The organism is Pseudomonas sp. RIT409, from assembly GCF_003052515.2.
GTDB lineage: Bacteria > Pseudomonadota > Gammaproteobacteria > Pseudomonadales > Pseudomonadaceae > Aquipseudomonas.
The window spans coordinates 36219-56931 of the sequence record NZ_QARE02000029.1; the positions used below are offsets into that span (position 1 = coordinate 36219).

A 20713-nucleotide genomic window follows, 5' to 3' on the forward strand; every position below is an offset into this window, starting at 1 on the left:
AGTTGTAGCTAGTTGCCACTACTGATAAAACGGATAATGCCCGATGACGCTGAATCAATCGAAACATGCTGTCAGCAGCACTTCGATTCGCCTTGGGGACGCCGGCAGTACTGTCGAAGACAGTGAGCTCAGGTTTCGAGCCTTGGTCGCAGCGAGCAGTACCACGGTATTTCGCATGAGCCCAGATTGGCAGGTCATGCGCGAATTGACAGGAGGGGAACGGCTGGAAGCGGTCGGCCAGCCAGACCGCTCTTGGCTGGACACTTACCTGTTTCAGGACGACCACAGCTATGTGCTTGCCGCCATTGACCAGGCGATCGCTCGACGTACGGTGTTCGAACTCGAGCATCGGATCCGCCTTCCGAACGATGAGGTGGGTTGGGCCTTGACACGTGCTGTACCGATATTCAATCAAGGGGGGGAGATCATCGAGTGGTTCGGGGCGTCCAGCGATGTGCGGGCGCGCCATAGTGCCGAGGAACAACTGCGGCGCTTCAATTCCCGGCTTGAAGTGCAAGTCCAGGCCGGCTCCCGCGATCTGATGGCGGCCGAGGCGCAGCTTCGGCAAATGCAGAAGCTGGAGGCGCTCGGTCAATTGACCGGCGGGGTGGCCCACGATTTCAATAACCTGCTGACGATCATCCGCAACTCGGCCGAGCTGTTGGGGCGCGCCGGTCTGTCCGATGACCGGCAAAAACAGTACCTCACCGGCATTCTCGACACAGCGGACCGCGCGGCTCGGTTGACGGGGCAGTTGTTGCGATACGCCAGGAAGCAGGCCCTCAAGCCGGAAGTATTCTCCGTGGCTCAGCGGGTCGAGCATCTCGTCGAAATGCTTCGAACCGTCGTCGGTGAACAGGTGACGATTGAGACGATCCACCCACCCGAGCCTTGTTTTGTGGAAGCTGATCTGAATCAGTTCGAGACCGCATTGCTCAATCTGGTGATCAATGCCCGGGATGCGATGCAGGAAGAGGGGACCATCACCGTCACGGTCGCCTCCCAGGACTGCGGCGGTGCTGGGAGCCCAGCTGCGCGGGTCCTCATTTGCGTCGCTGACGAAGGACGCGGTATTGAGCAGGATGATCTCAAACGTATCTTCGAGCCCTTCTTTACCACTAAAGAAACCGGCAAAGGCACGGGGCTGGGGCTGTCGCAGGTGATCGGTTTCGCACGGCAGTCGGGCGGCGAGGTGAGCGTCGACAGCCGGGTCGGCGAGGGGGCCACGTTCACGGTTTCGCTGCCTTCGGCGAAAGCGCCCCGTTCAATGCCTCTGCAGTTCGCGAGACACGCCACGCCGGCAACCAAGCGACAGATACTGGTCGTAGAGGATAATCCAGAGGTCGGCGAGTTTACCGTCTGCCTGCTCAAGGACCTGGGTTTTGGGGCACAACTTGCTTCTAACGCTGCCGAAGCCCTAGCGCTTCTGGACTCGGCAGCCCAGGACATCGATCTTGTCCTGTCGGATGTAGTGATGCCGGGCATGGGAGGACTTGAGCTGGGGGAGCTGCTCGCACTGCGCTGGCCCGGCAAACCGTTGATTTTGACCAGTGGCTACAGTCAAGCGGTGAGCGAGGACGCGCTCAGCAAATATCCGATGTTGAACAAGCCTTACTCGATCAACGAACTTCTCGGAACGATCAATAAAGTACTTCAGTTGTCGAGTGATAATTAGCATCATTCCGCCGGTATATGGCTCTTTGCCCCTTAATGAACTTCGGGCACCGTCTCGCTTTTTTCTGATCATTCCCTGCGAGTGCACTGGCCTGCAGTGCCGCTGTATCGCTATGAACATTGCTATTCATTTGAATGGCGTCTTATGAGGCAGCCATTTCAACGAGTGGTGTCCGCCGCTTATCAAAGGGCAGATTTTTAAAAACAATCAGGAATACGCCGCCCGTCCGTTAACTGTATGAAACAACGAACAGCCCATTAATCAGCGCAGTCATTAAAACACTTGCTGGCCGTTTCGGTGTTGTTCGCGAGGCGATCGCCCCGCGGGGGAATCGCCGTTCCGTTCTTTTGTTCCAGGTATCAGGCGTGTGGAGCGCCAACGGATATCGAAGCCTTGGGAAGTCAATTCAATGCAACCGACGCAGCACTACCGAATCGATTACCTCTTCCATGGAAAGTCGGCATGGTTTTACCTCTGTGCCCCCAGGATGGATAACGCTGAAGCCTGGCACTGGGCTGCCGTGGACGCTGGCATGGCGGACATTCCCAAGTACCGCTACGACAAGGTGCCCAAGGTGTCGAAGCCCAAGGCTGAACGGCTCGGTATCGAGCAGGTGGTGTGGAAACCCGCATAAGGGAGGCGACAAGGCCGCGCGAGGTGCCTCCGCCGAGCTGAATCAGCGAACCTTTTCCTCCGGCTCGTTTCGTAACGTTTAGAAACAACTAACGAGATCGAGGGGCGCGGCACATGGACCTGATTCACCGAACGGCACATTATCGACCTTACAAATCGGCGGCAGGCGGGTGGGGGTCGGCCCGTTCGGTAATGAACATCCTGTGGCGGGAGCAGGCCTTGGTGCCTGCAACGCAGGCACTTCTGAAGCAAAACAAGCCCAAGGGCTTCGCTTGTGTGAGTTGCGCCTGGGCCAAACCGGGTGACCCCCATGCGTTGGAGTTTTGCGAAAACGGCGCCAAGGCGACGGCTTGGGAGCTCACATCGCGACGAACCGACCCCGGGTTCTTTCAGCGGTATACCCTGTCCGAATTGCGCACCTGGTCCGACTACGCCCTCGAGCAGCACGGCCGGCTAACGCACCCGCTGCGTTACGACCCTGCAACGGACCGTTATGTGCAGACGCCTTGGCAAGACGCGCTGGAAGCGATTGGCGCGCAATTGACCCCTCTGGTTCCGGACGAGGTGGTGTTCTACGCCTCAGGGCGTGCGTCGCTGGAGACCTCGTTCGTCTACCAATTGTTCGCTCGGGCCTATGGCACCAACAACCTGCCCGACAGTTCGAACATGTGCCACGAGAGCACGTCGGTCGGTCTGCAGGAAAGCATTGGCGTGCCGGTGGGCACCGTGACGCTGGCCGATTTCGAGCACACCGATTGCCTGTTTTTCTTCGGGCAGAACGTGGGCAGCAACAGCCCGCGCATGCTGCATCCCTTGCAGGAAGCGCGCAAGCGCAAGGTTCCGATCATCACCTTCAACCCCATTCGCGAGCGCGGGCTGGAACGCTTCGTCAACCCGCAATCCCCGACCGAGATGCTCGGCCCTGCGTCCACCGTCATCAGCACGCAGTACCATCAAGTCGCCATCGGCGGCGATACCGCAGCAGTCATGGGCATCGCCAAAGCACTGCTGGCCATGGACGAACACGCCCGGCAAGCGGGCGCGCCCGCGGTCATCGATCATGGTTTCATCGCCGAGCACACGGACGGCTTCGGTGAGTTCATGAATCGGGTCAACCAGTCTGCCTGGCCTGAACTTGAGCGCCGCTCCGGGCTCAGCCGCAGTGCGATGGAGGCCGCGGCCACCGTCTACGCCCGCAGTGAGCGGGTGATGATCGTTTACGGCATGGGCATGACCCAGCATCGGCACGGCGTGGAAAACGTCCAGATGCTGGTCAACCTGCTGTTGCTGCGCGGCAACATCGGCAAGCCCGGGGCGGGCATTTGCCCTGTGCGCGGCCACTCCAACGTGCAGGGTCAGAGGACGGTGGGTATCACTGAAGATCCCGCCAAGGTGCCTGCCGACAAGATCGAGTCGCTGTTTGGCTTCAAGGTGCCTGCGCACAAAGGGCTGGCCACCGTCGACGTCTGCGAGGGCGTGCTCAGCGGTCGCGTGAAGGCGTTCATCGGCCTGGGCGGCAACTTTCTGCGCGCGGTGCCGGATACGTCGCGGATGGAGCCAGCGTGGGAGGCTCTCACGCTGAATGTGCAGATCGCCACCAAGCTCAACCGCACGCATCTGTTCCCAGGCCAACAAGCCTGGCTGTTGCCGTGCCTGGGGCGCATCGAGGTCGATCGGCAATTGGGGGTGGAGCAGGTTTATACCACCGAAGACAGCACCGGATGCATTCGCGCCTGGCGCGGCAGTGCCGAGCCGGCCAGCGAACAGTTGAAATCGGAAACGGCGATCATCACGGAACTGGCCGAAGCCACGCTCGGAGATCGCGTGCGCGTCCCGTGGCTGCATTGGCGCAACGACTATGCGCTGATTCGTCAGGCGATCAGCGATGTCTACCCAGACATCTTCCACGACTTCGAGACGCGCATGTGGGAGCAGGGCGGGTTTCACCGGCCTCTGGGCGCGGCGCAGCGGCAATGGGCAACGCCGTCGGGCAAGGCCCTGTTCATTACCCCCAAAGGGCTGGACGAAGACGACGATGTCAGCGCTAGCGAGGCGGACCACGATGTCATCCAATTGATGACGTTGCGCAGCAACGACCAGTTCAACACGACTGTGTATGGCTATGAGGACCGCTTTCGAGGCGTCAAGGGCACTCGCAGCGTGGTGTTCGTCAACCGTAACGACATCGTGCGCCTGGGTTTCGCACCCGGAGAGTGGGTGCGGCTGGTCACCGCGATCGACACCGACGTGCGCCGCGAAGCCGGTCCGTTTCAGATCATCGCCTATGACATCCCGACAGGGTGCGCGGGGGCCTATTACCCAGAGTGCAATGCGCTTATCCCGCTGGCGCATCACGCCGAGCGCAGCAAAGTGCCCGCCGCCAAGTCGGTACCGATCCGGCTGATACGGGCTGAACCCGATGCGCAGGCGCGCGAGCGTGCCGTGCCTGAAACGGATCAGGTCGTCTGAGGGTGGGTCGTGGAACTCGCTGACTCGGCCCTCCTGGCCGCCCGTGGGCAGTTTGCACTGTCCATTGGCTTCCACTCCGTGCTGGAGGGGATCGGGCTGGCTGATTCCTGATGGCGCTGAAGGCGCTGGAAATGGGTTGGCGATGGCGGAGGCAATGCGCCTTATCGGGACGTGTATCGCTTGTCCAAGGTATTTGCTCCGACTGTCGCCAACGCCACTAAGCTCGGGGCGCATGGCGTGGGTGCTGACTTGACCGCTCCCTAAATGACCAGCGAACAATCGAAGGCGGGATTGCCTCTTGCCGAAGCTGGGCTCCGTGAAACTTGGGTCGAGACAGAGGGCTGCCGACAGCAGCGACAGCCCGCGATGGGTCGAACGTCGGGTGATCAGCCTTTGCTGTGCTCTTCGGAAGTCGGCGGTTCGGCGATACCGCGTGGGCCTGCAATACCCCAGATGACCAGTCCGACGACGGGAAACACCAGGATCAATACCGTCCACCCGATTTTGGTGCCGGAGGTCTTGGAAGAGCGCCAGACGCTGGCGATTGCCCACAGGTCGACCAGCAGCACGATGATCGAGATACCGATTGAAAATACGCTTTCCATGTCCCATTCCTCAGCTTGACGTTGATTGGCTTGGCCTCAGGGCCCTTGTGGGGTGGAGCAAATCCAGGGCGAGTGAGTTCACTTTGATGCTGCGGTCAGGGATCAACGGTGCGACCTGGCAGGCCGTCGTCCTGCGTGGCTTCGGCCAGGGTGGTCAGCGTCTGTTCCATGTCGCCGATGGCGGTCTCCAACTGGTGGAAGCTCAGCATGAGGCTTTGTCGGGTATCCACCGTCTGGTGGCCGCTAAGCTGCTTCGTTTCGGCCAGCTGCTGGCCTTCCAGGGTCTGGATCGAGCTTCGCAGAGCCCGCAGCAGTTCAGCAATGTCGCGCAAGGTGTCACGGCTTGACTGGCTCATGAGCGGCTCCGTATCAGCGCTTCTGTTCCGACGACGGCTGATCGGGCTGTTGCATCTGCAAGGATGGCTTGGATTGATCCTTCGCCTTGTCGCGGTTGTGGTCGTTGTCGAAACAGCCAGAAAAGCTCAACACACAGCAAAGCCCTGTCACGGTGAAAATGATTTTTCCCAGCCGGGCGGTGGCTGATGCCCGATTTGAACGGCTCATGTTCATGATTGCTCTCCACTCTAAAAAAGACGCGCGGTCGCGCATGCTTCATGGGATTGGCTGAAAACGGCGCATGTTTCCAGCAACCCCTTGGAAAGTGATGGGCGGTTGAGTTGTCGAGCGATTTGCACACAGTGCAGCCCACCCGGCGCATCAAGCCGTGGGCTGCGTGTCGAGACGGTCGGGAGGGACGATATTCGCCCCGAACGCCCACGTGGCAGGTCAGGTCTCGCGATGCGGGGAGGGCGCGCTATCTGCCATTTGGGTGGCAATCTGGCGATGGCGCTGCACCACTTCGCTGATGACGAACGCCATCAGTTTTTCCACGAACCCAGGATCCAGGCCCGCTTCTTCGGCCAGCGCGGTCAGCCGCTCGTACTGGCGCCGTTCCCGATCATCGTCAACGGCCGGAAGATGATGCGTAGCCTTGAGCACTCCCACTTGATCCGTGCAGTGAAAGCGCTCGGCAAGCATATGAATGAGCGCCGCATCGATGTTATCGATCGTCTGCCGGAACATCGTCAGTTGGTGGGTAACGTCAGGTGTGCTCATGAATTCCTCATCGAAACGGTTGGCAGCGCCTCGCGGTCCAGGGGGCCGCACGGGTGTGCGGTTCCCTTGAGTGGCGTATGCCAGGACTGCTGTACAGCGGAAAGACAGCGGGCATCCATACGCCCAAATGTCCGAATCTTTTACAACCTACTAGAAGGTAGGCCTAACCGCAACCGCGATCGAAACCACCGTTGAGGCTTCTGGACCGGGCTTTTTACAAGGGATGCAGCGATTAACAGACCTGATGACGTCATAGGGATCGGCTTGACTGTGACCCTACTAGAAGGTAGGTTGCGCCGTGTTGTGCGGTGTTAACGAGAAGTTGAAGTCATCGGACTGTCAGGCAGGTAAACCCGCCCCCCGATGTACGCATCCGATCACCGGAAACGCTTAACGAATACAAAAATCAGGCGAAACGGGAGAGCGGTCATGAAGCTGAGATACATGGCAGGGGTTGTAGGGCTGTGCTGCTCTATGGCATGTCTGGCGGACCTGCGGCCGCAGTCAGCGGCGCAACTGTGCACCGCATTGAACGACACGCAACTGCGCGCCAATGAATGGACCGTGCGCAAAGATGGCCAGGAAGGTTGCAGCAGTGGCGCGAGGCCCGTGAAGGCCGATCGGGTCGATGGCAACACGATCTCGTTTTCCGCAGAGGGGGCCGAAGGCATACCCCGTCGCGTCAAGTTGGTGCTGAATGTGGTCCTGCCGTCGGACGAGGACGCCGCGCGACGAGAACTGATCAAGGCCACCAAACGCCTGTCGGTGCGTGCACTGGGCCTGTCCATCCCCCATGCGTTCGACGAGGCGATCCTCAAAGGCACGCCGATCAACCTGGCAGTGGGCGACGGCCATGCAAGCCTGACTCGAACGGTGCTCAATAAACAGAACTATGTCTTGTCGGTGGTGATGGAATGAACGACGGCCCAAAGCGCTGATCTGGGCATTTGTCAGCAGGCCGTTCAGACAGACAGCGACCTACGGCTGCTGATAGGAATAGGCAAGACTTGCAGACAATTCCCCATGGGCAGCGCTGTCGGAGTGATTGACACTGAGGCCTCACCCATCATGAGGATTCTGTCATGAGCGACGTTAAAACCTTGTTCATCACCGGCATCAGCAGCGGCTTTGGCAAAGCGCTGGCCGCCGAGGCCTTGGCGGCCGGGCACCGGGTCATCGGCACTGTCCGCCATCAGGGCGCCCTGCAAGCGTTCGAAGCGCTGTCACCGGAACGGGCCCATGGGGTCATTCTGGACGTCACTGATTTCGAGCGGATCGATGGCGTGATCGCCGAAGTCGAGGAGCGTCACGGGCCGGTGGATGTGCTGGTCAACAACGCAGGGTATGGCCACGAGGGGATATTCGAGGAGTCTTCCCTCGAAGAAATGCGTCGCCAGTTCGACGTCAATGTGTTCGGGGCGGTTGCGGTCACCAAGGCGTTCGTGCCGTATTTCCGTCGGCGACGCCAGGGCCACATCATCAACATCACCTCCATGGGCGGCACCATCACGATGCCCGGTATCGCTTACTATTGCGGCAGCAAGTTCGCGCTGGAAGGCATCTCCGACACGCTGAGCAAAGAGTTGGCGCCGTTCAACATCTTCGTCACCGCTGTGGCGCCAGGCTCTTTCCGCACCGACTGGGCAGGTCGGTCGATGCAGCGCACGCCTCGCAGCATTGCCGATTACGACGCCAGCTTCGATCCGGTGCGCAAAGCGCGGGAGGAAAAAAGCGGCAAGCAGTTGGGCGATCCGAGGAAAGCGGCGCAGGTAATGCTGATGCTCATCGCCAGCGCTCAACCACCGGCGCATTTACTGCTGGGCAGTGATGCCTTGGGCTTGGTGCGTGGCAAACTGCAGCAGGCCTTGAAAGACATCGAGCAGTGGGAAACGCTGACCCGCTCGACAGACACCGAGCCTGGCCAATAGAGCTTGGCCGATAAGAGGATTGATCATGGACGCCGCCGCGCGGACCCGACGCATGGTCCAGTTGATGGAGCAACTGGCGCCGCTGGAAGGCTACAACCTGAGCGCTCTGGACGACGTTCGTTTCCTGCGTTCCAACCGCCCGCTGAATCGAACGCCGGTGCTGTACGAGCCCGGCATCGTGATTCTGTGCCAGGGTCGCAAGCGCGGTTACCTGGGCGACGATGTCTACCTGTATGACGCGCAGCATTGCCTGGTGGTGTCCGTGCCGGTGCCGTTCACGATGGAAACCGACGCCACCGAACAGGAGCCGATGCTGGCCGTGTACATGCGCCTGGATTTCAAACTGGCCGGTGAGTTGTTGCTGGAAATCGACGAAACCTTTGGCCCCACCTCCGCGCAGCCGAGGGGCATGTACTCCTCGGCGATGGACGAAGGGCTGCGTGACTCGACGCTGCGTTTTCTCGAGGCCATGAACCATCCGGTCGAGGCGAGGATTCTCGGCCCTTCGCTGGTCCGGGAAATCTATTACCGCATCATTGCCGGCGAGCAGGGCGGTTCCATGCGAGCAGCGCTGAGTCGGCACGGGCATTTCGGTAAGGTGACACGCGCCATCCGCAAGATCCATAGCTGCTATCAAGAACCGTTGAACGTGGAAGCCCTGGCTCAGGAAGCCAGCATGAGCGTGCCCAATTTCCACCTGCATTTCAGGAACGTGACGGACTCTTCCCCCATGCAGTACCTCAAATCGACTCGGCTCCACCAGGCGCGCTTGCTCATGCTGCGTAACGATGTGTCGGCTGCCGCCGCCGCGTTCGATGTGGGGTATGAAAGTCCGTCGCAATTCAGTCGAGAGTTCAAGCGCTTTTTCGGACGTACACCCCAGGCGGAGATTGCGTGGATGAAAGCGACCTACGCGTTGCCGGAGCCCAGCACGCCTTCGCTGTTCGTTTCTTCGCACTGAGGCCAAGGCAAGCCTTGCCAAGTCGGTACACTGGCTGAGTCAGCGGGGCTCGTCATCGGCACCCCGGGCACTGTCGTCTCGTGGCGAACACCCGAAGAACGCTTTGTAGGCCCGGCTGAACGCTGCTTCGGACTCATAGCCAATCGCGAATCCGACTTCTCCGACGCGGCTGTGCCCCTGCAGCAACATGCTCTTGGCCAGCGACAGACGCCATTCGTTCTGATAGCGCAACGGCGGTCGCCCCACCAGGGCGTTGAAACGTTCGCAAAAGTTGGAGCGAGACATGCCCGCCACCTTGGCCAGCGCCTCGATACTCCACTGTCGGCCGGGCGTGTCATGGATGGCTTTCAACGCTTGGGCGATTCTCGGATCCGACAATGCCTTGAGCCAGCCGGACGCCGCTTTCTGATGAACCCAGGTGCGCAGAATGCGTATGACCACCAGGTCGATGAGGCGCGACACCATCAACGCTCCGCCTGGGTGGACGTTACCGGCCTCCAGCAGCATGAAGTGCAGAATACCTTCGGACCACGCGGCGGCGTCTTCGCGGGGGATCAAGATCGTCAGGGGCAGGGCGAAGACCATCGCTTCGAAGCTGCTGGCATCGAACCAGAAACGGCACACCACCACCTCTGCTGGTTCAGCGCCCACCGTCAGGCTCAATGCGTTGGGCGGGTGAGGGAGGAGCAGGACGTCCCCCGGCTGCAAGGTCATCTGGTGTTCACCCCTGTCGTGAACGTCCAGCCTGCCTTGGCGCAGCATGCACACGTGGGCACTTTTTTCATCCAGCACCAGCGCCTCGGCAGCACTTAGCGTCAGGGAATAGACGTGGTCGCCGGTGAGGCGGATCTTGGCCAGCACTTGGGACAGCAGATCTGCCTGGGCAAAGCCCTCAAGCTGCATTTCCGGATGAATGATCAAATTTTCCATGGAATCCATCATGTTCGCCGAAGGCTGCCCTCACTAAGCTGAGGCTGCAAGCATAGCGTGTTGTCGCGTTCGAATCAGATACCCCGTACACGACCACCACCCCATGCACTATGCCTTTCATCCAATCAACCGGAACCGCGTACCATGTTCGGAATTTCACCCCTCGGCTGGGTCCATACCATCGGCAGCCTACCTGCCATTCCACTGGCCGCTTACATGTTCGTGCGCCATGGGCGCATCGTCCCTCGCTCGACGCCCGGGTTGCTTTACCTGCTGTTCATGGTGATCGGTGCCGTGACGGTGTTTCTGGTGGCCAAGCAACCACCCAGCAACTTCATCGGTGTCATCACGCTCGCGCTGCTGGCGGCAGGGTATGGCATAGGACGGCTGGGATGGAAATCCCGCGCTGTGGTGTACATTGAAACCATCCTGTTAAGCGTGACGGCCTTCTTTTTGATGGTGCCCACCGTCTCTGAAACCCTGCGTCGAGTTCCCGATGGTCACCCGCTGGTCACCGATCTGCATGCGCCGCTGTTGATCGGTGCGCAAGGCGTTATCTTTCTGACGTTGGTCGTGGGTGTTTCGGCCCAGGTGTACGCCTTGAGAAAGGGGCGGTTGGTGCGCTGAACGTGGTCGGCGTCTCGACCCAGAGGCGCAACGAGCCGAAGCCATGCATCATTGCTGACTCGTAAAGCTCACCTGGAAGAGTTTTATACGGCGTAAGGCTCACAGAAATGAGCCTTACGCTTGATTACCTTTCCAAAACGTCCTGGCTCGAACTTATGAGAGAGAAACCGTGCCAACGGCTCATGAGGTGTTGAGCCTTTGCGCGGGCACCGACCATTGCCCTTCATTCCGCGACGGTCAACCGAGGCCCGACCTGGACGGGTTCGCCCCGTCTGCTCGGCAGTTGCCGACGCGAGGCGCTGCCGATCAACGTCGCCCTGTGCGCGTGCTGACGTCCACCCACACGGCCAGCACCAGAATGCTGCCCTTGACGATCATCTGCCAGTAGCTGTCGACGTCGAGCATGGACATGCCATTGTCCAGGCTGGTAATGACCAGCGCACCAAGGAGGGCACCGTAGACGGTCCCGGACCCACCGCGCATCGAGGTGCCGCCGATGAAGCAGGCGGCAATGGCGTCGAGCTCGCCCATGTTGCCGGCCGAAGGTGAGCCGGCGGCCAGGCGCGCCGTGTTGACCACCCCGGCCAGCGCGCACATCAGGCCCATGATCGCGAAGATCCACAACTTGACCGCTTGAACGTTGATGCCGGACAGGCGCGTCGCTTCCATGTTGCTGCCCACCGCATAGACGCGTCGTCCGAACACGGTTTGACTGGCCACGTAGCTGAACACCCCCAGTAAGAACAACAGCAGCAAGACCGGCACGGGAATGCCGTCGTAGCTGTTGAGCGTCTGGACGAAGCCTGCGAGCACTGCGCCGATCACGGCCACGCGGATGATGTCGCGCACGAGCGAATGCGCCGCCAGGCCGTGAAGGGCGCGATTGCGCCGCTGTTTCCACGTCAGGAAAAGCGTCAGGGCAAACAGCAGCACCCCCAGCGCAGTGCCCGTAGTGTGAGGCAAATAGCCTTGACCGATGTAGACGAGTTCGGGCGAGACAGGGGCGATGGTGGTACCCCCTGTGATCCCCAGCAGGACACCGCGAAACGCCAACATGCCGCCCAGGCCGACGATGAAGGAGGGGATGCGCAGATAGGCCGCCATGTAGCCGTTGGCAAGCCCGATCAACAACCCGCATAACGCGACCACGCTCAAGTTCGCCAGCAGTGGCACGTGATAAACCACATCGAGAATCGCCGCCAGACCGCCGAGCAGGCCGAGCAAGGAGCCGACGGACAGGTCGATCTCGCCGCTGATGATGACCAGCACCATGCCGCAAGCGAGGATGCCGGTGATCGACATTTGGCGCAGCAGGTTGGAGAGGTTGCGCGGGGTCAGGAAACCGCCCTCGGTTTGCCAACTGAAAAACAGCCAGATCACCACCACGGCAAACACCAGTGCGAGCATTTTGTAGCGGGTGAACACTTGCTTGACCTGATTCATTTACGCGGATTTCCGATCATTATTGTTATGGCCGCCAGGCTGGCTGAGGGCAGCAGCGAGCACCTGTTCCTGGGTAAGTCCATGGTTGACGAAATCGCCCCGCAACTGACCTTCCCCGATGACCAGCACCCGGTCGGACACCCCGAGCACCTCGGCCAGTTCCGAGGACACCATGATGATCGCCACACCGGCGGCAGCCAGCGCCCCCATTAGCTTGTAGATCTCGTATTTGGCACCGACATCGACTCCACGGGTGGGCTCGTCGAGAATCAGCACCCGAGGCTGGGTCAGCAGCATCTTCGCCAACACCGCTTTTTGCTGATTGCCTCCGGACAGGCTGGTGATCGGCAGGATGGGGCTTGCGGTCTTGAGTTGCAGGCGCGAGATTTCACGATCGATGCTGCCCAGTTCCGCCTCCGCGTCGATCCGCGTCATCTTTGCGTAACTGTCCAGTACCGCAAGCGTGATGTTCTGGCCGACCCCCAGATCCGGAATGATGCCTTGGCGCTTGCGGTCCTCGGGCACTAGGCACACACCGGCGCGAATGGATTTGAGCGGCGTGCGGGTGTCGATGGGTCGGCCGTCTAGCCAGACCTCGCCCTCGTAGCGGCCGGGGTAAGCACCGAAGAGGGCGGTGACCAGTTCGGTGCGGCCTGCGCCCACTAGCCCAGCGATCCCGAGAATCTCACCCCGCTTGAGGGCGAACGACACATCGTCGACGCGCTTGCGCCGAGGATTGTCGACGTCGTAACAAGTGATGTGGCGGGCCTCGAAAATCACTTCTCCTATGTCGTGGGGCTCGGAGGGATAGAGGTTGTTCATTTCTCGGCCGACCATTTGGGAAATGATCTGGGGGATGTTCATGTCGGCCATCGCGGTGGTCGCGATGTGTTTTCCATCCCGGATGACGGAAATGGTGTCGCACACGGCGGCCACCTCATCGAGCTTGTGGGAGATGTAGACACAGGCGACCCCCTTGGCCTTGAGGTCATGGATGATGTCCAGCAGCACCTCGATTTCCGAACGGCTCAATGCCGAAGAGGGCTCATCGAGGATCAGCAATCGGGCCTTCTTGTTCAGCGCCTTGGCGATTTCCACCAGTTGCTGATAGCCGCCGCCGTACTGTGAGACCGGCAGCGACACATTCATATCGGGGACCTTCAATTCGCGCATCAGGGCCTCGGCACGGTGGATCATCGCCGGGTAATTCATCCGGCCGCCGGGCAGCGTCAGTTCATGGCCCATGAAAATGTTTTCTGCGACGGACAAGTCCGGAACCAGCGTCAGTTCCTGATGAATGATGACGATTCCAGCCGCTTCCGTTTCACTGATCGACTGTGCCTTGAGAGGGTGGCCGTCCCAAAGGATCTCGCCGTCCCACGTGCCATGGGGATAGACCGCCGAAAGGATTTTCATCAACGTGGACTTGCCCGCACCGTTTTCACCGCACAGGCCCACGCATTCGCCAGGCTTGACCTTCAGGTCAATGCCGTTGAGCGCTTTGACACCGCCAAAGGTTTTGACGATGCCGTTCATTTGCAACAGGTAGTCGGACATGACGAAGGCTCGTATGACTGGGGTCGGACATCGTTAAGCCGAAGGGGGCGGGCTGGGCGAGGGAAGCCCGGCGCAGATCGGCGCGGCCGGCTACACCATCCAACCCGCTCTCATCGCTTCGATCAGTTCCCGTTCATCTGCGCCTGGGTATAGAAGCCGTCCTTTTCCAGCAGATCGACGTTCGCCTTGGTCAGGGCCGTAGGGGTGAGCAGAATCGTGTCGACTTTCTTGCTGCCGTTGTCGTACTGCGAGCTGTAGGCGGGCTTCTCGTTGCGTGCCAGTTGCACCGAAAGCTTCGCGGCTTCGGAGGCGATGAGCTTCAACGGTTTGTAGACGGTCATGGTTTGAGTGCCAGCGATCACGCGTTTGACGGCTGCCAGGTCAGCGTCCTGGCCCGAAATCGGCACCTTGCCTGCCAACTGTTGAGCCGCCAGCGCCTGGATCGCGCCGCCTGCGGTGGCGTCGTTCGACGCGACGATGGCGTCGATTTTGTTGTCGTTGCGAGTCAATGCGTTTTCAACGATGCTCAGCGCTTCAGTCGGGTTCCACTCTTTGACCCACTGCTGGCCAACGATTTTGACATCGCCCTTGTCGATCGCGGGCTGCAGCACTTTCATCTGGCCTTCGCGCAGCACCTTGGCGTTGTTATCGGTGGGCGCGCCGCCCAGCAGGAAGTAGTTGCCCTTGGGGGCTGCCTGCAACACGCCGCCGGCCTGCATTTCGCCAACCTTTTCGTTATCGAAGGAGATGTACGCGTCAATGTCCGCGTTGAGGATCAGGCGATCGTACGACACGACTTTGATCCCGGCTTTCTTCGCTTCGGCCACGGCGTTGGTCAGGACCGTCGCGTTGAACGGCACGATCACGATGACGTCGACGCCCCGGGAAATCAGGTTTTCGATCTGTGAGATCTGTTTCTGCTCGTTGGCATCGGCGGACTGAACGAACACTTTGGCGTCCATTTTCTCAGCCGCCGCGACGAAGTAATCGCGGTCGCGGGACCAGCGTTCCAGGCGCAGGTCATCGATGGAAAAACCGATTTTGGGGTGGGCAGGGTCCGCCATCACTGGCAGGGACAGCAGTGCAAGGGCAGAGGCCAACAACGTACGTTTCAGGTTCTTCATAGCGGGGCGTCCTTTTATTCTTGTTTGAAGAAACGGCCTGACGATCAGTATCGGGCTGGTAAAACTGTAGAGAATCGGCAGCCGCCGCGAGCACAGATTTGTCGCTGAAATGTCACAGCCGGCAGGTGATCGCGGTCGACCGGTTCGATCAGCGGTAAATGAACCGGTTTACAACGTTTTCCAGCATTTCCTGCCGGCCGCTGACGGGCTGTGGGTTCAGTTGATGGTCGAACGCGTGCGCGGCCAATGACTCAAGGTTGAATTCCCCGGCCAGCACCGATTGCCCGAACGGCTGCTGCCACCCGGCGTAGCGCTGGTCCTTGAAACGCTGCAACTGATCGTTCTGAACCAGCGCGGCGGCGCGTTCCAGCGCCAAGGCGAGCACGTCCATGGCGCCGACATGGCCGTGGAACAGATCCACCTCATCGAGGCTCTGGCGACGGACCTTGGAGTCGAAGTTGAACCCGCCATGCTTGAAACCACCGACCTTGAGAATCTCGTAGATGGCCAGCGTCATCTCTTCGACGCTGTTGGGGAATTGATCGGTGTCCCAGCCGTTTTGCGGATCGCCGCGGTTGGCATCGATGCTGCCAAAAATACCCAGTGAGATCGCCGTGGCGATCTCGTGGTGAAAACTATGCCCGGCCAGGGTGGCGTGGTTGGCCTCGATATTGACCTTGATTTCCCGTTCCAGGCCAAACTGCTGAAGGAAACCGAACACGGTGGCACTGTCGTAGTCGTACTGGTGCTTGGTCGGCTCCTGCGGTTTGGGCTCGATCAGCAGATCACCGGTGAAGCCGATCTTGTGCTTGTGCTCCACGACCATGCGCATGAAACGGCCCAGTTGTTCGCGCTCACGCTTGAGGTCCGTATTGAGCAAGGTCTCATAGCCTTCGCGGCCACCCCACAACACGTAGTTGGCCCCTTTCAGGCGATGGGTGGCGTTCATGGCACTGAACACTTGTGCGGCTGCCCAGGCAAAGACTTCGGGGTTCGGATTGCTCGCCGCACCCGCGGCAAATCGAGGATGGCTGAAGCAGTTGGCGGTGCCCCATAACAGCTTGATGCCGCTTTCGTCCTGATGCCGCTCCAGGTGATCGACCATCTGCGCGAAGTGATTGCGATAGTCGCGCAGAGACCCGCCTTCCGGGGCGACGTCCGTGTCATGAAAGCTGTAATAGTCGATGCCCAGCTTGGAGAAGAACTCAAAGGCGGCTGCCGCCTTGCCGATGGCCAGTTCCATCGGATCGCCTGGGTGCTGCCACGGCCGCTTGAAAGTGCCAGCACCGAACATATCGACGCCCGGCCAGACGAAGCTGTGCCAGTAGCAGGCGGCCATCCTCAGGTGTTCGCGCATCGGCTTGCCGAGGATGAGTTTGTCGGGGTTGTAGTGGCGGAAGGCAAGGGGCGAATCGCTGTCCGGGCCTTCGTAGCGGATCGGCTCGACATCGGGGAAGTACGGCATGACCATGTCCTTGTTGTTCTTGGCGGTGACTCGATACTAGCAACGGCACTCCCGGGCCTGATTATGAAAAGCACCAACACAGGGTGCGATTTTGCGTATTGAGCTTCGTCGACCAGGCGCCTAGTCTGTGAGCATCGCCCCTGCCGGAACGGGCTTCGAACCTGCCTGAAAACAATGAAAACTGTACCGCCTGTGCATCGAATCGCCTTGCTGTTCAACGGCAGCAAGATCTACGACCGCGGCATCATCAGCGGCATCGGCAACTACCTGAGCAGCACCCGGGCTTCCTGGGACCTGTTTCTGGAAGAAGACTTTCTCTGCCGCCTGAAGGGAATCGAGCGCTGGCAGGGGGACGGGATCATTGCCGACTTTGACGACCCGCTGATCGGTGAGGCCCTGGCCGACATCCATTTGCCGGTGGTTGCCGTGGGCGGGTCTTACCAGGACAAGCGCGCGTACCCCAAGACGATCCCCTACGTTGCCACCGACAACACTGCGTTGATGACCTTGGCCTACACGCATTTGATCGAGGCGGGTTTGCAGCGCTTTGCCTGTTTCAGCCTGCCTGAAGCGCAGGCCAATCGTTGGGCACAGGAGCGGGAGAAGGCGTTTCGCACGCTCATGGAACGCGATGGTCTGCACACCGAAATCTACCGTGGCATGGGAACCAGCGCGCCGCTGTGGGACAGCGCCGTCGAACAGTTGATCGCCTGGTTGCAGGGCCTGCCCAAGCCCATCGGCATCATCGCAGTCAGTGACGCCCGGGCGCGCCAACTGCTGCAAGCCTGCCTGACGGCCGGGATTGCGGTCCCCGAGCAGGTGGCGCTGATCGGCATCGACAATGACCCGCTGACCCGCAGCCTCACCCGCGTTCCGCTGAGCTCGGTCATCCAGGGCACGGAAACCATGGGCCGCACTGCCGCTCGACTGCTGCACCAGATGCTCCACGGCATGCCCTCGACGGGGACACAGATCCTGATTCCCCCTGATGCGGTCAATGTGCAGGTCTCCAGCCTGCACCAACCGTTGGGCAACCCCTACGTCATGCAGGCGCTGCTGTTCATCCGCCAGTACGCCTGTCAGGGCATCAAGACCGATCAGGTGGCGGCCTTCGTCGGTGTATCGCGTTCATCATTGGAGTCGCACTTCCGAACGGCGCGTGGCTGCTCGGTGCATGACGAAATCCTGCGTTTCAAACTGGCTGCTGCCACCCGTAGCCTGACAGACACCGACTCGGCAATCGCCGACGTCGCACGCACCTGTGGCTTCAAATCCGCCCAGTATTTGCATACGGTGTTTCGACGGGAGTTCGGCTGTACGCCTCGGGAGTATCAGCAGGGGGCACGGTAGGGGCTCGGCAGGCTCGTTGGGCCTGTCAGAATGCAGATCGAGCAAGCCCGCGTTCTTGCGCTCCCTTTCCAGGCGGCTATCCGGCCGCAGTGTCGCTGGCAAGAACGCCTTGGTACATGAACGTCTATCTCTTTGATCAAGTAGGCCGAACATGCTGTATGTGGTCATGCTCGGGGGCAAACACCCCAGGGCAAAAATCGAGGTCCACGATGTGGCCTTTGTCGTCGCCGACACGCTAGACGATGCCTACCCTCAGTTGCGGCGGGAGTGGTTCGGGGACAGCCATGGCTTGCATATCGACGCCTGGATGGCGGTCGACGGCGTGGATCAATGGAAGGTCGAACTCAGCGCGCTGGCCCCCGCGCCAGGTTCGCCACGCCTGTATTTCATCAACTTGGGCGGGTACGACACGCGCCTGTTCGGCGAGGCCCACCACTACATCCTGGTGGTCGCGCACAACAAACGCGAAGCGATCGCCAAAGGCAAGCAGCACAGGCTGGCCGGGTGGTCCCAAGCGCATACCGATGCGGTGATGGATGTCGACGATTGCCTGCCCATCGATGCAGTCGCCGGGCGATACGTGCACTTGGTGGAAGGGCCTCATCGTGGGGTCACCTACCGTAATGACTACATCGTCATTTCAGCGTGACGTGGGAAGTGCGGTCAGCCCCGGCTTCAGTCGCGGCCTTTGCCCGTTGGAGCCCGCAAGGCTGCCGGGGGTCGGGCCTGTCGAAATGGGTCATCGGCTGTGACCCCGCTTTGCTGTTGATCCAGCAACACCTGACGCACAGTTGGCTTTGAAAACAAACAGTTATCGAACAGCGGTTCTCTCTGATACACCCGGTTTCAGCGGTTTTCGTCTGTGGCACAAAGCCTGCAATTCCCCCTGACAAACATCCCGACGCTTTCGTGAGTGTCGCAGCGAATTGTCAGGAGTCACCATGCCCACCGCCGTTTCCCCTCAGCCTCGCGTCGTGACCGATACGCCCGTCACCGCTGCACACGCTGATGTCGTGCTGCAATTCCAGCGCGTGAGCAAACGCTATAAAACGCGCTCGGGCAGCGCACCGCAGGACGCGGTCAGTCAGGTCGATCTCAGTGTGCAACGGGGTGAAGTGCTGTGCCTGATGGGCACGTCGGGCAGCGGCAAGTCGACCCTGCTGCGGCACATCAACCGTCTGATCGAACCCTCCGATGGCACGGTGTTGCTCGATGGCGCCGACATCAGTCAGCTCAGTGCAACGGCGCTGCGTGACGTGCGTTCGCGGCGGATCGGCATGGTCTTCCAACATTTCGGGCTGTTGCCTCACCGCAGTGTTCGCGACAACGTTGCGCTGCCGCTGGAGCTGCGCGGTGAGGCCGAACACCTGCGCCGTGCCGCTGCGGACGAGCAATTGCGGGCCGTCGGCCTGGACGGCTGGGGCGATCATTTCCCCGCTGAGCTGTCCGGCGGAATGCAGCAGCGGGTAGGGTTGGCCCGCGCGTTGATCGGCGAACCGGACATTCTATTAATGGACGAGCCGTTCAGCGCGTTGGACCCGACCATTCGCCGAGACCTGCAAACCCATTTCCTGCAATTGGTCAAAGCCCGTGGCATCACAACCTTGCTGGTGGCCCATGACCCTGGGGAAGCCTTGCGTCTGGGCGACCGAATTGCCGTGCTGCGCGCCGGTCGGTTGATCCAGGTGGCCACGCCCGAAAACATCCTTCACGCCCCGGCCGATGCCGAGGTTGCCGATTTCTTCCGGGACGAGAGGGCGATCAACGCCACGGCTCAAATCAAACCGCTGAGCGCAAAGCAGCCGACAGCGTCTGTGTCCCATACGTCAGCGCCGACTTCGATGACGCGCGGGCGAGCACTGTTGCTCGGGCCTGCGGCCTTCGATGCGACCCGGCGTGCCGGGCTGTTCTGGACCTTGCTGATCGCTGAACTCGCGGCATTGGCAGCGTTGGGGCAGGGAATGCTGAGCGGCAACGGGTGGCCCATGTTCGCCGGTGCGGCCGTGCTGGTGTTCAGTCGTGCGGCGGCCACGCTATGGGGCCCTGCGTCCAACCCCAGGGCCTGGCTCGGGCTGCCACTGGCTGTACAGACGTTGAGTCAGGCGCTGGTGCTGTGGCGCGCGGTTGCCAGCGACGCCAGCGGCCCGTGGGCCCAATTTCCTGCGCAGCGTAGCTGGATGCTGGCCACGGCCGAGGGAATCGATTCGATCATCGGATGGTCGCAAAGCACCTTCGAAACCAGTTTCGTCGGGGTGATTTTTACCGTGCGTACGGTGATCGAGGGCATCGAAAACGTGCTGGCCTGGTTACCCTGGCCGGTGGCGGCACTGGCCTTGGTGTTTCTTGCCTGCCGCGCGGCGGGTACAGCGTTGGCACTGACCGCCGCCGGTGCGGTCGCCTACATCGGGCTGTTCGGCTTCTGGGATCGGACGCTGTCGACCTTGGCGCTGGTTGGCTCCTCCGTACTGATCGTGTTGGCGATCGGTGTCCCCCTCGGGATTCTGGTCGCCAAACGCCCGTTGGCCCGACGGGTGATCACACCGGTTCTCGACGTCATGCAGACGCTGCCGACCTTCGTCTATCTGATTCCGGCCGTGGCGTTTTTCTCGGTGGGCAAGACGCCAGCGGTGATCGCCACGGTGATCTTCGCCTTGGCACCGATGATCCGCCTGACAGCCCTGGGCATCCATGAGGTTCCGAAAAACACCGTCGAAGCCGCCGTCGCCCACGGTGCGACGCCCTGGCAGACGCTGACCAAGGTCGAGCTGCCGCTGGCTTCCGGTTCCTTGTTGCTGGGCATCAATCAAACCTTGGTGATGAGCCTGTCGAT

Annotated in this window: 19 protein-coding genes; 10 read left to right on the forward strand and 9 right to left on the reverse strand. The window is 60.7% G+C overall.

All coding sequences use genetic code 11. From position 1 onward, the window contains the following. Positions 1-43 precede the first annotated feature (43 nt). From DBP26_RS24690 to DBP26_RS24700, 3 genes are all read left to right on the forward strand, one after another. Positions 44-1675, forward strand: coding sequence for an ATP-binding protein (locus DBP26_RS24690; RefSeq protein WP_108240206.1), 1632 nt, complete (start codon positions 44-46; stop codon positions 1673-1675). A 409-nt stretch (positions 1676-2084) separates the two neighbouring features. Then, positions 2085-2309 (forward strand): DUF6555 family protein, encoded by a 225-nt coding sequence (locus tag DBP26_RS24695; RefSeq protein WP_108240207.1) that lies wholly within the window; start codon positions 2085-2087, stop codon positions 2307-2309. Positions 2310-2422: 113 nt separating this feature from the next. After that, the gene (locus DBP26_RS24700) at positions 2423-4777 is read left to right on the forward strand and encodes an FdhF/YdeP family oxidoreductase (RefSeq protein ID WP_108240208.1); all 2355 of its coding nucleotides are present in this window, start codon (positions 2423-2425) and stop codon (positions 4775-4777) included. 386 nt (positions 4778-5163) lie between these two features. Here the strand turns inward: DBP26_RS24700 and DBP26_RS24705 are convergent, their stop codons facing one another. From DBP26_RS24705 to DBP26_RS24720, 4 genes are all read right to left on the reverse strand, one after another. After that, on the reverse strand, positions 5164-5382 hold the full coding sequence (locus tag DBP26_RS24705) for a PLD nuclease N-terminal domain-containing protein (protein ID WP_108240209.1): 219 nt from the start codon (positions 5380-5382) through the stop codon (positions 5164-5166). Between the two features lie 95 nt (positions 5383-5477). Next, entirely contained in the window at positions 5478-5738 is a 261-nt protein-coding gene (locus tag DBP26_RS24710) for a hypothetical protein (RefSeq protein WP_108240210.1), read from the reverse strand. A 13-nt stretch (positions 5739-5751) separates the two neighbouring features. Beyond that, positions 5752-5946, reverse strand: coding sequence for a hypothetical protein (locus DBP26_RS24715; protein WP_146749644.1), 195 nt, complete (start codon positions 5944-5946; stop codon positions 5752-5754). A 222-nt stretch (positions 5947-6168) separates the two neighbouring features. After that, positions 6169-6498 (reverse strand): chorismate mutase, encoded by a 330-nt coding sequence (locus tag DBP26_RS24720; RefSeq protein WP_108240212.1) that lies wholly within the window; start codon positions 6496-6498, stop codon positions 6169-6171. Positions 6499-6927: 429 nt separating this feature from the next. Here DBP26_RS24720 and DBP26_RS24725 point away from each other — a divergent pair, with 429 nt between their 5' ends. From DBP26_RS24725 to DBP26_RS24735, 3 genes are all read left to right on the forward strand, one after another. After that, positions 6928-7416: a DUF6030 family protein gene (locus DBP26_RS24725; protein ID WP_146749643.1), complete on the forward strand. Its 489-nt coding sequence runs from the start codon at positions 6928-6930 to the stop codon at positions 7414-7416. Between the two features lie 164 nt (positions 7417-7580). Then, complete coding sequence (locus DBP26_RS24730) at positions 7581-8426, forward strand: oxidoreductase (protein ID WP_108240214.1); 846 nt, start codon at positions 7581-7583, stop codon at positions 8424-8426. A 25-nt stretch (positions 8427-8451) separates the two neighbouring features. After that, the gene (locus DBP26_RS24735) at positions 8452-9387 is read left to right on the forward strand and encodes an AraC family transcriptional regulator (protein ID WP_108240215.1); all 936 of its coding nucleotides are present in this window, start codon (positions 8452-8454) and stop codon (positions 9385-9387) included. 39 nt (positions 9388-9426) lie between these two features. On the opposite strand, the gene DBP26_RS24740 is transcribed toward DBP26_RS24735, so the two are convergent. Next, positions 9427-10317, reverse strand: a complete 891-nt coding sequence (locus DBP26_RS24740) for an AraC family transcriptional regulator (protein WP_256600707.1) — start codon at positions 10315-10317, stop codon at positions 9427-9429. Between the two features lie 144 nt (positions 10318-10461). Here DBP26_RS24740 and DBP26_RS24745 point away from each other — a divergent pair, with 144 nt between their 5' ends. Beyond that, the gene (locus DBP26_RS24745) at positions 10462-10944 is read left to right on the forward strand and encodes a hypothetical protein (RefSeq protein ID WP_108240217.1); all 483 of its coding nucleotides are present in this window, start codon (positions 10462-10464) and stop codon (positions 10942-10944) included. Between the two features lie 306 nt (positions 10945-11250). Here the strand turns inward: DBP26_RS24745 and DBP26_RS24750 are convergent, their stop codons facing one another. The 4 genes from DBP26_RS24750 to xylA form a co-directional block, all read right to left on the reverse strand. Beyond that, positions 11251-12387, reverse strand: coding sequence for a sugar ABC transporter permease (locus tag DBP26_RS24750; RefSeq protein ID WP_108240218.1), 1137 nt, complete (start codon positions 12385-12387; stop codon positions 11251-11253). Then, entirely contained in the window at positions 12388-13944 is a 1557-nt protein-coding gene (xylG, locus tag DBP26_RS24755; protein WP_108240219.1) for a D-xylose ABC transporter ATP-binding protein, read from the reverse strand. A 122-nt stretch (positions 13945-14066) separates the two neighbouring features. Beyond that, complete coding sequence (xylF, locus tag DBP26_RS24760; RefSeq protein ID WP_108240220.1) at positions 14067-15068, reverse strand: D-xylose ABC transporter substrate-binding protein; 1002 nt, start codon at positions 15066-15068, stop codon at positions 14067-14069. 148 nt (positions 15069-15216) lie between these two features. Beyond that, positions 15217-16533 (reverse strand): xylose isomerase, encoded by a 1317-nt coding sequence (gene xylA, locus DBP26_RS24765; RefSeq protein ID WP_108240221.1) that lies wholly within the window; start codon positions 16531-16533, stop codon positions 15217-15219. Between the two features lie 174 nt (positions 16534-16707). Between xylA and DBP26_RS24770 the strand changes: the two genes are divergently transcribed. The 3 genes from DBP26_RS24770 to DBP26_RS24780 form a co-directional block, all read left to right on the forward strand. Continuing rightward, positions 16708-17883, forward strand: coding sequence for a DNA-binding transcriptional regulator (locus DBP26_RS24770; RefSeq protein ID WP_108240222.1), 1176 nt, complete (start codon positions 16708-16710; stop codon positions 17881-17883). Between the two features lie 151 nt (positions 17884-18034). Beyond that, positions 18035-18532, forward strand: coding sequence for a DUF1543 domain-containing protein (locus tag DBP26_RS24775; protein ID WP_108240223.1), 498 nt, complete (start codon positions 18035-18037; stop codon positions 18530-18532). 292 nt (positions 18533-18824) lie between these two features. Beyond that, positions 18825-20713, forward strand: a 1889-nt coding sequence (locus DBP26_RS24780) for an ATP-binding cassette domain-containing protein (protein ID WP_108240224.1), incomplete at its 3' end; no start/stop codon positions are given.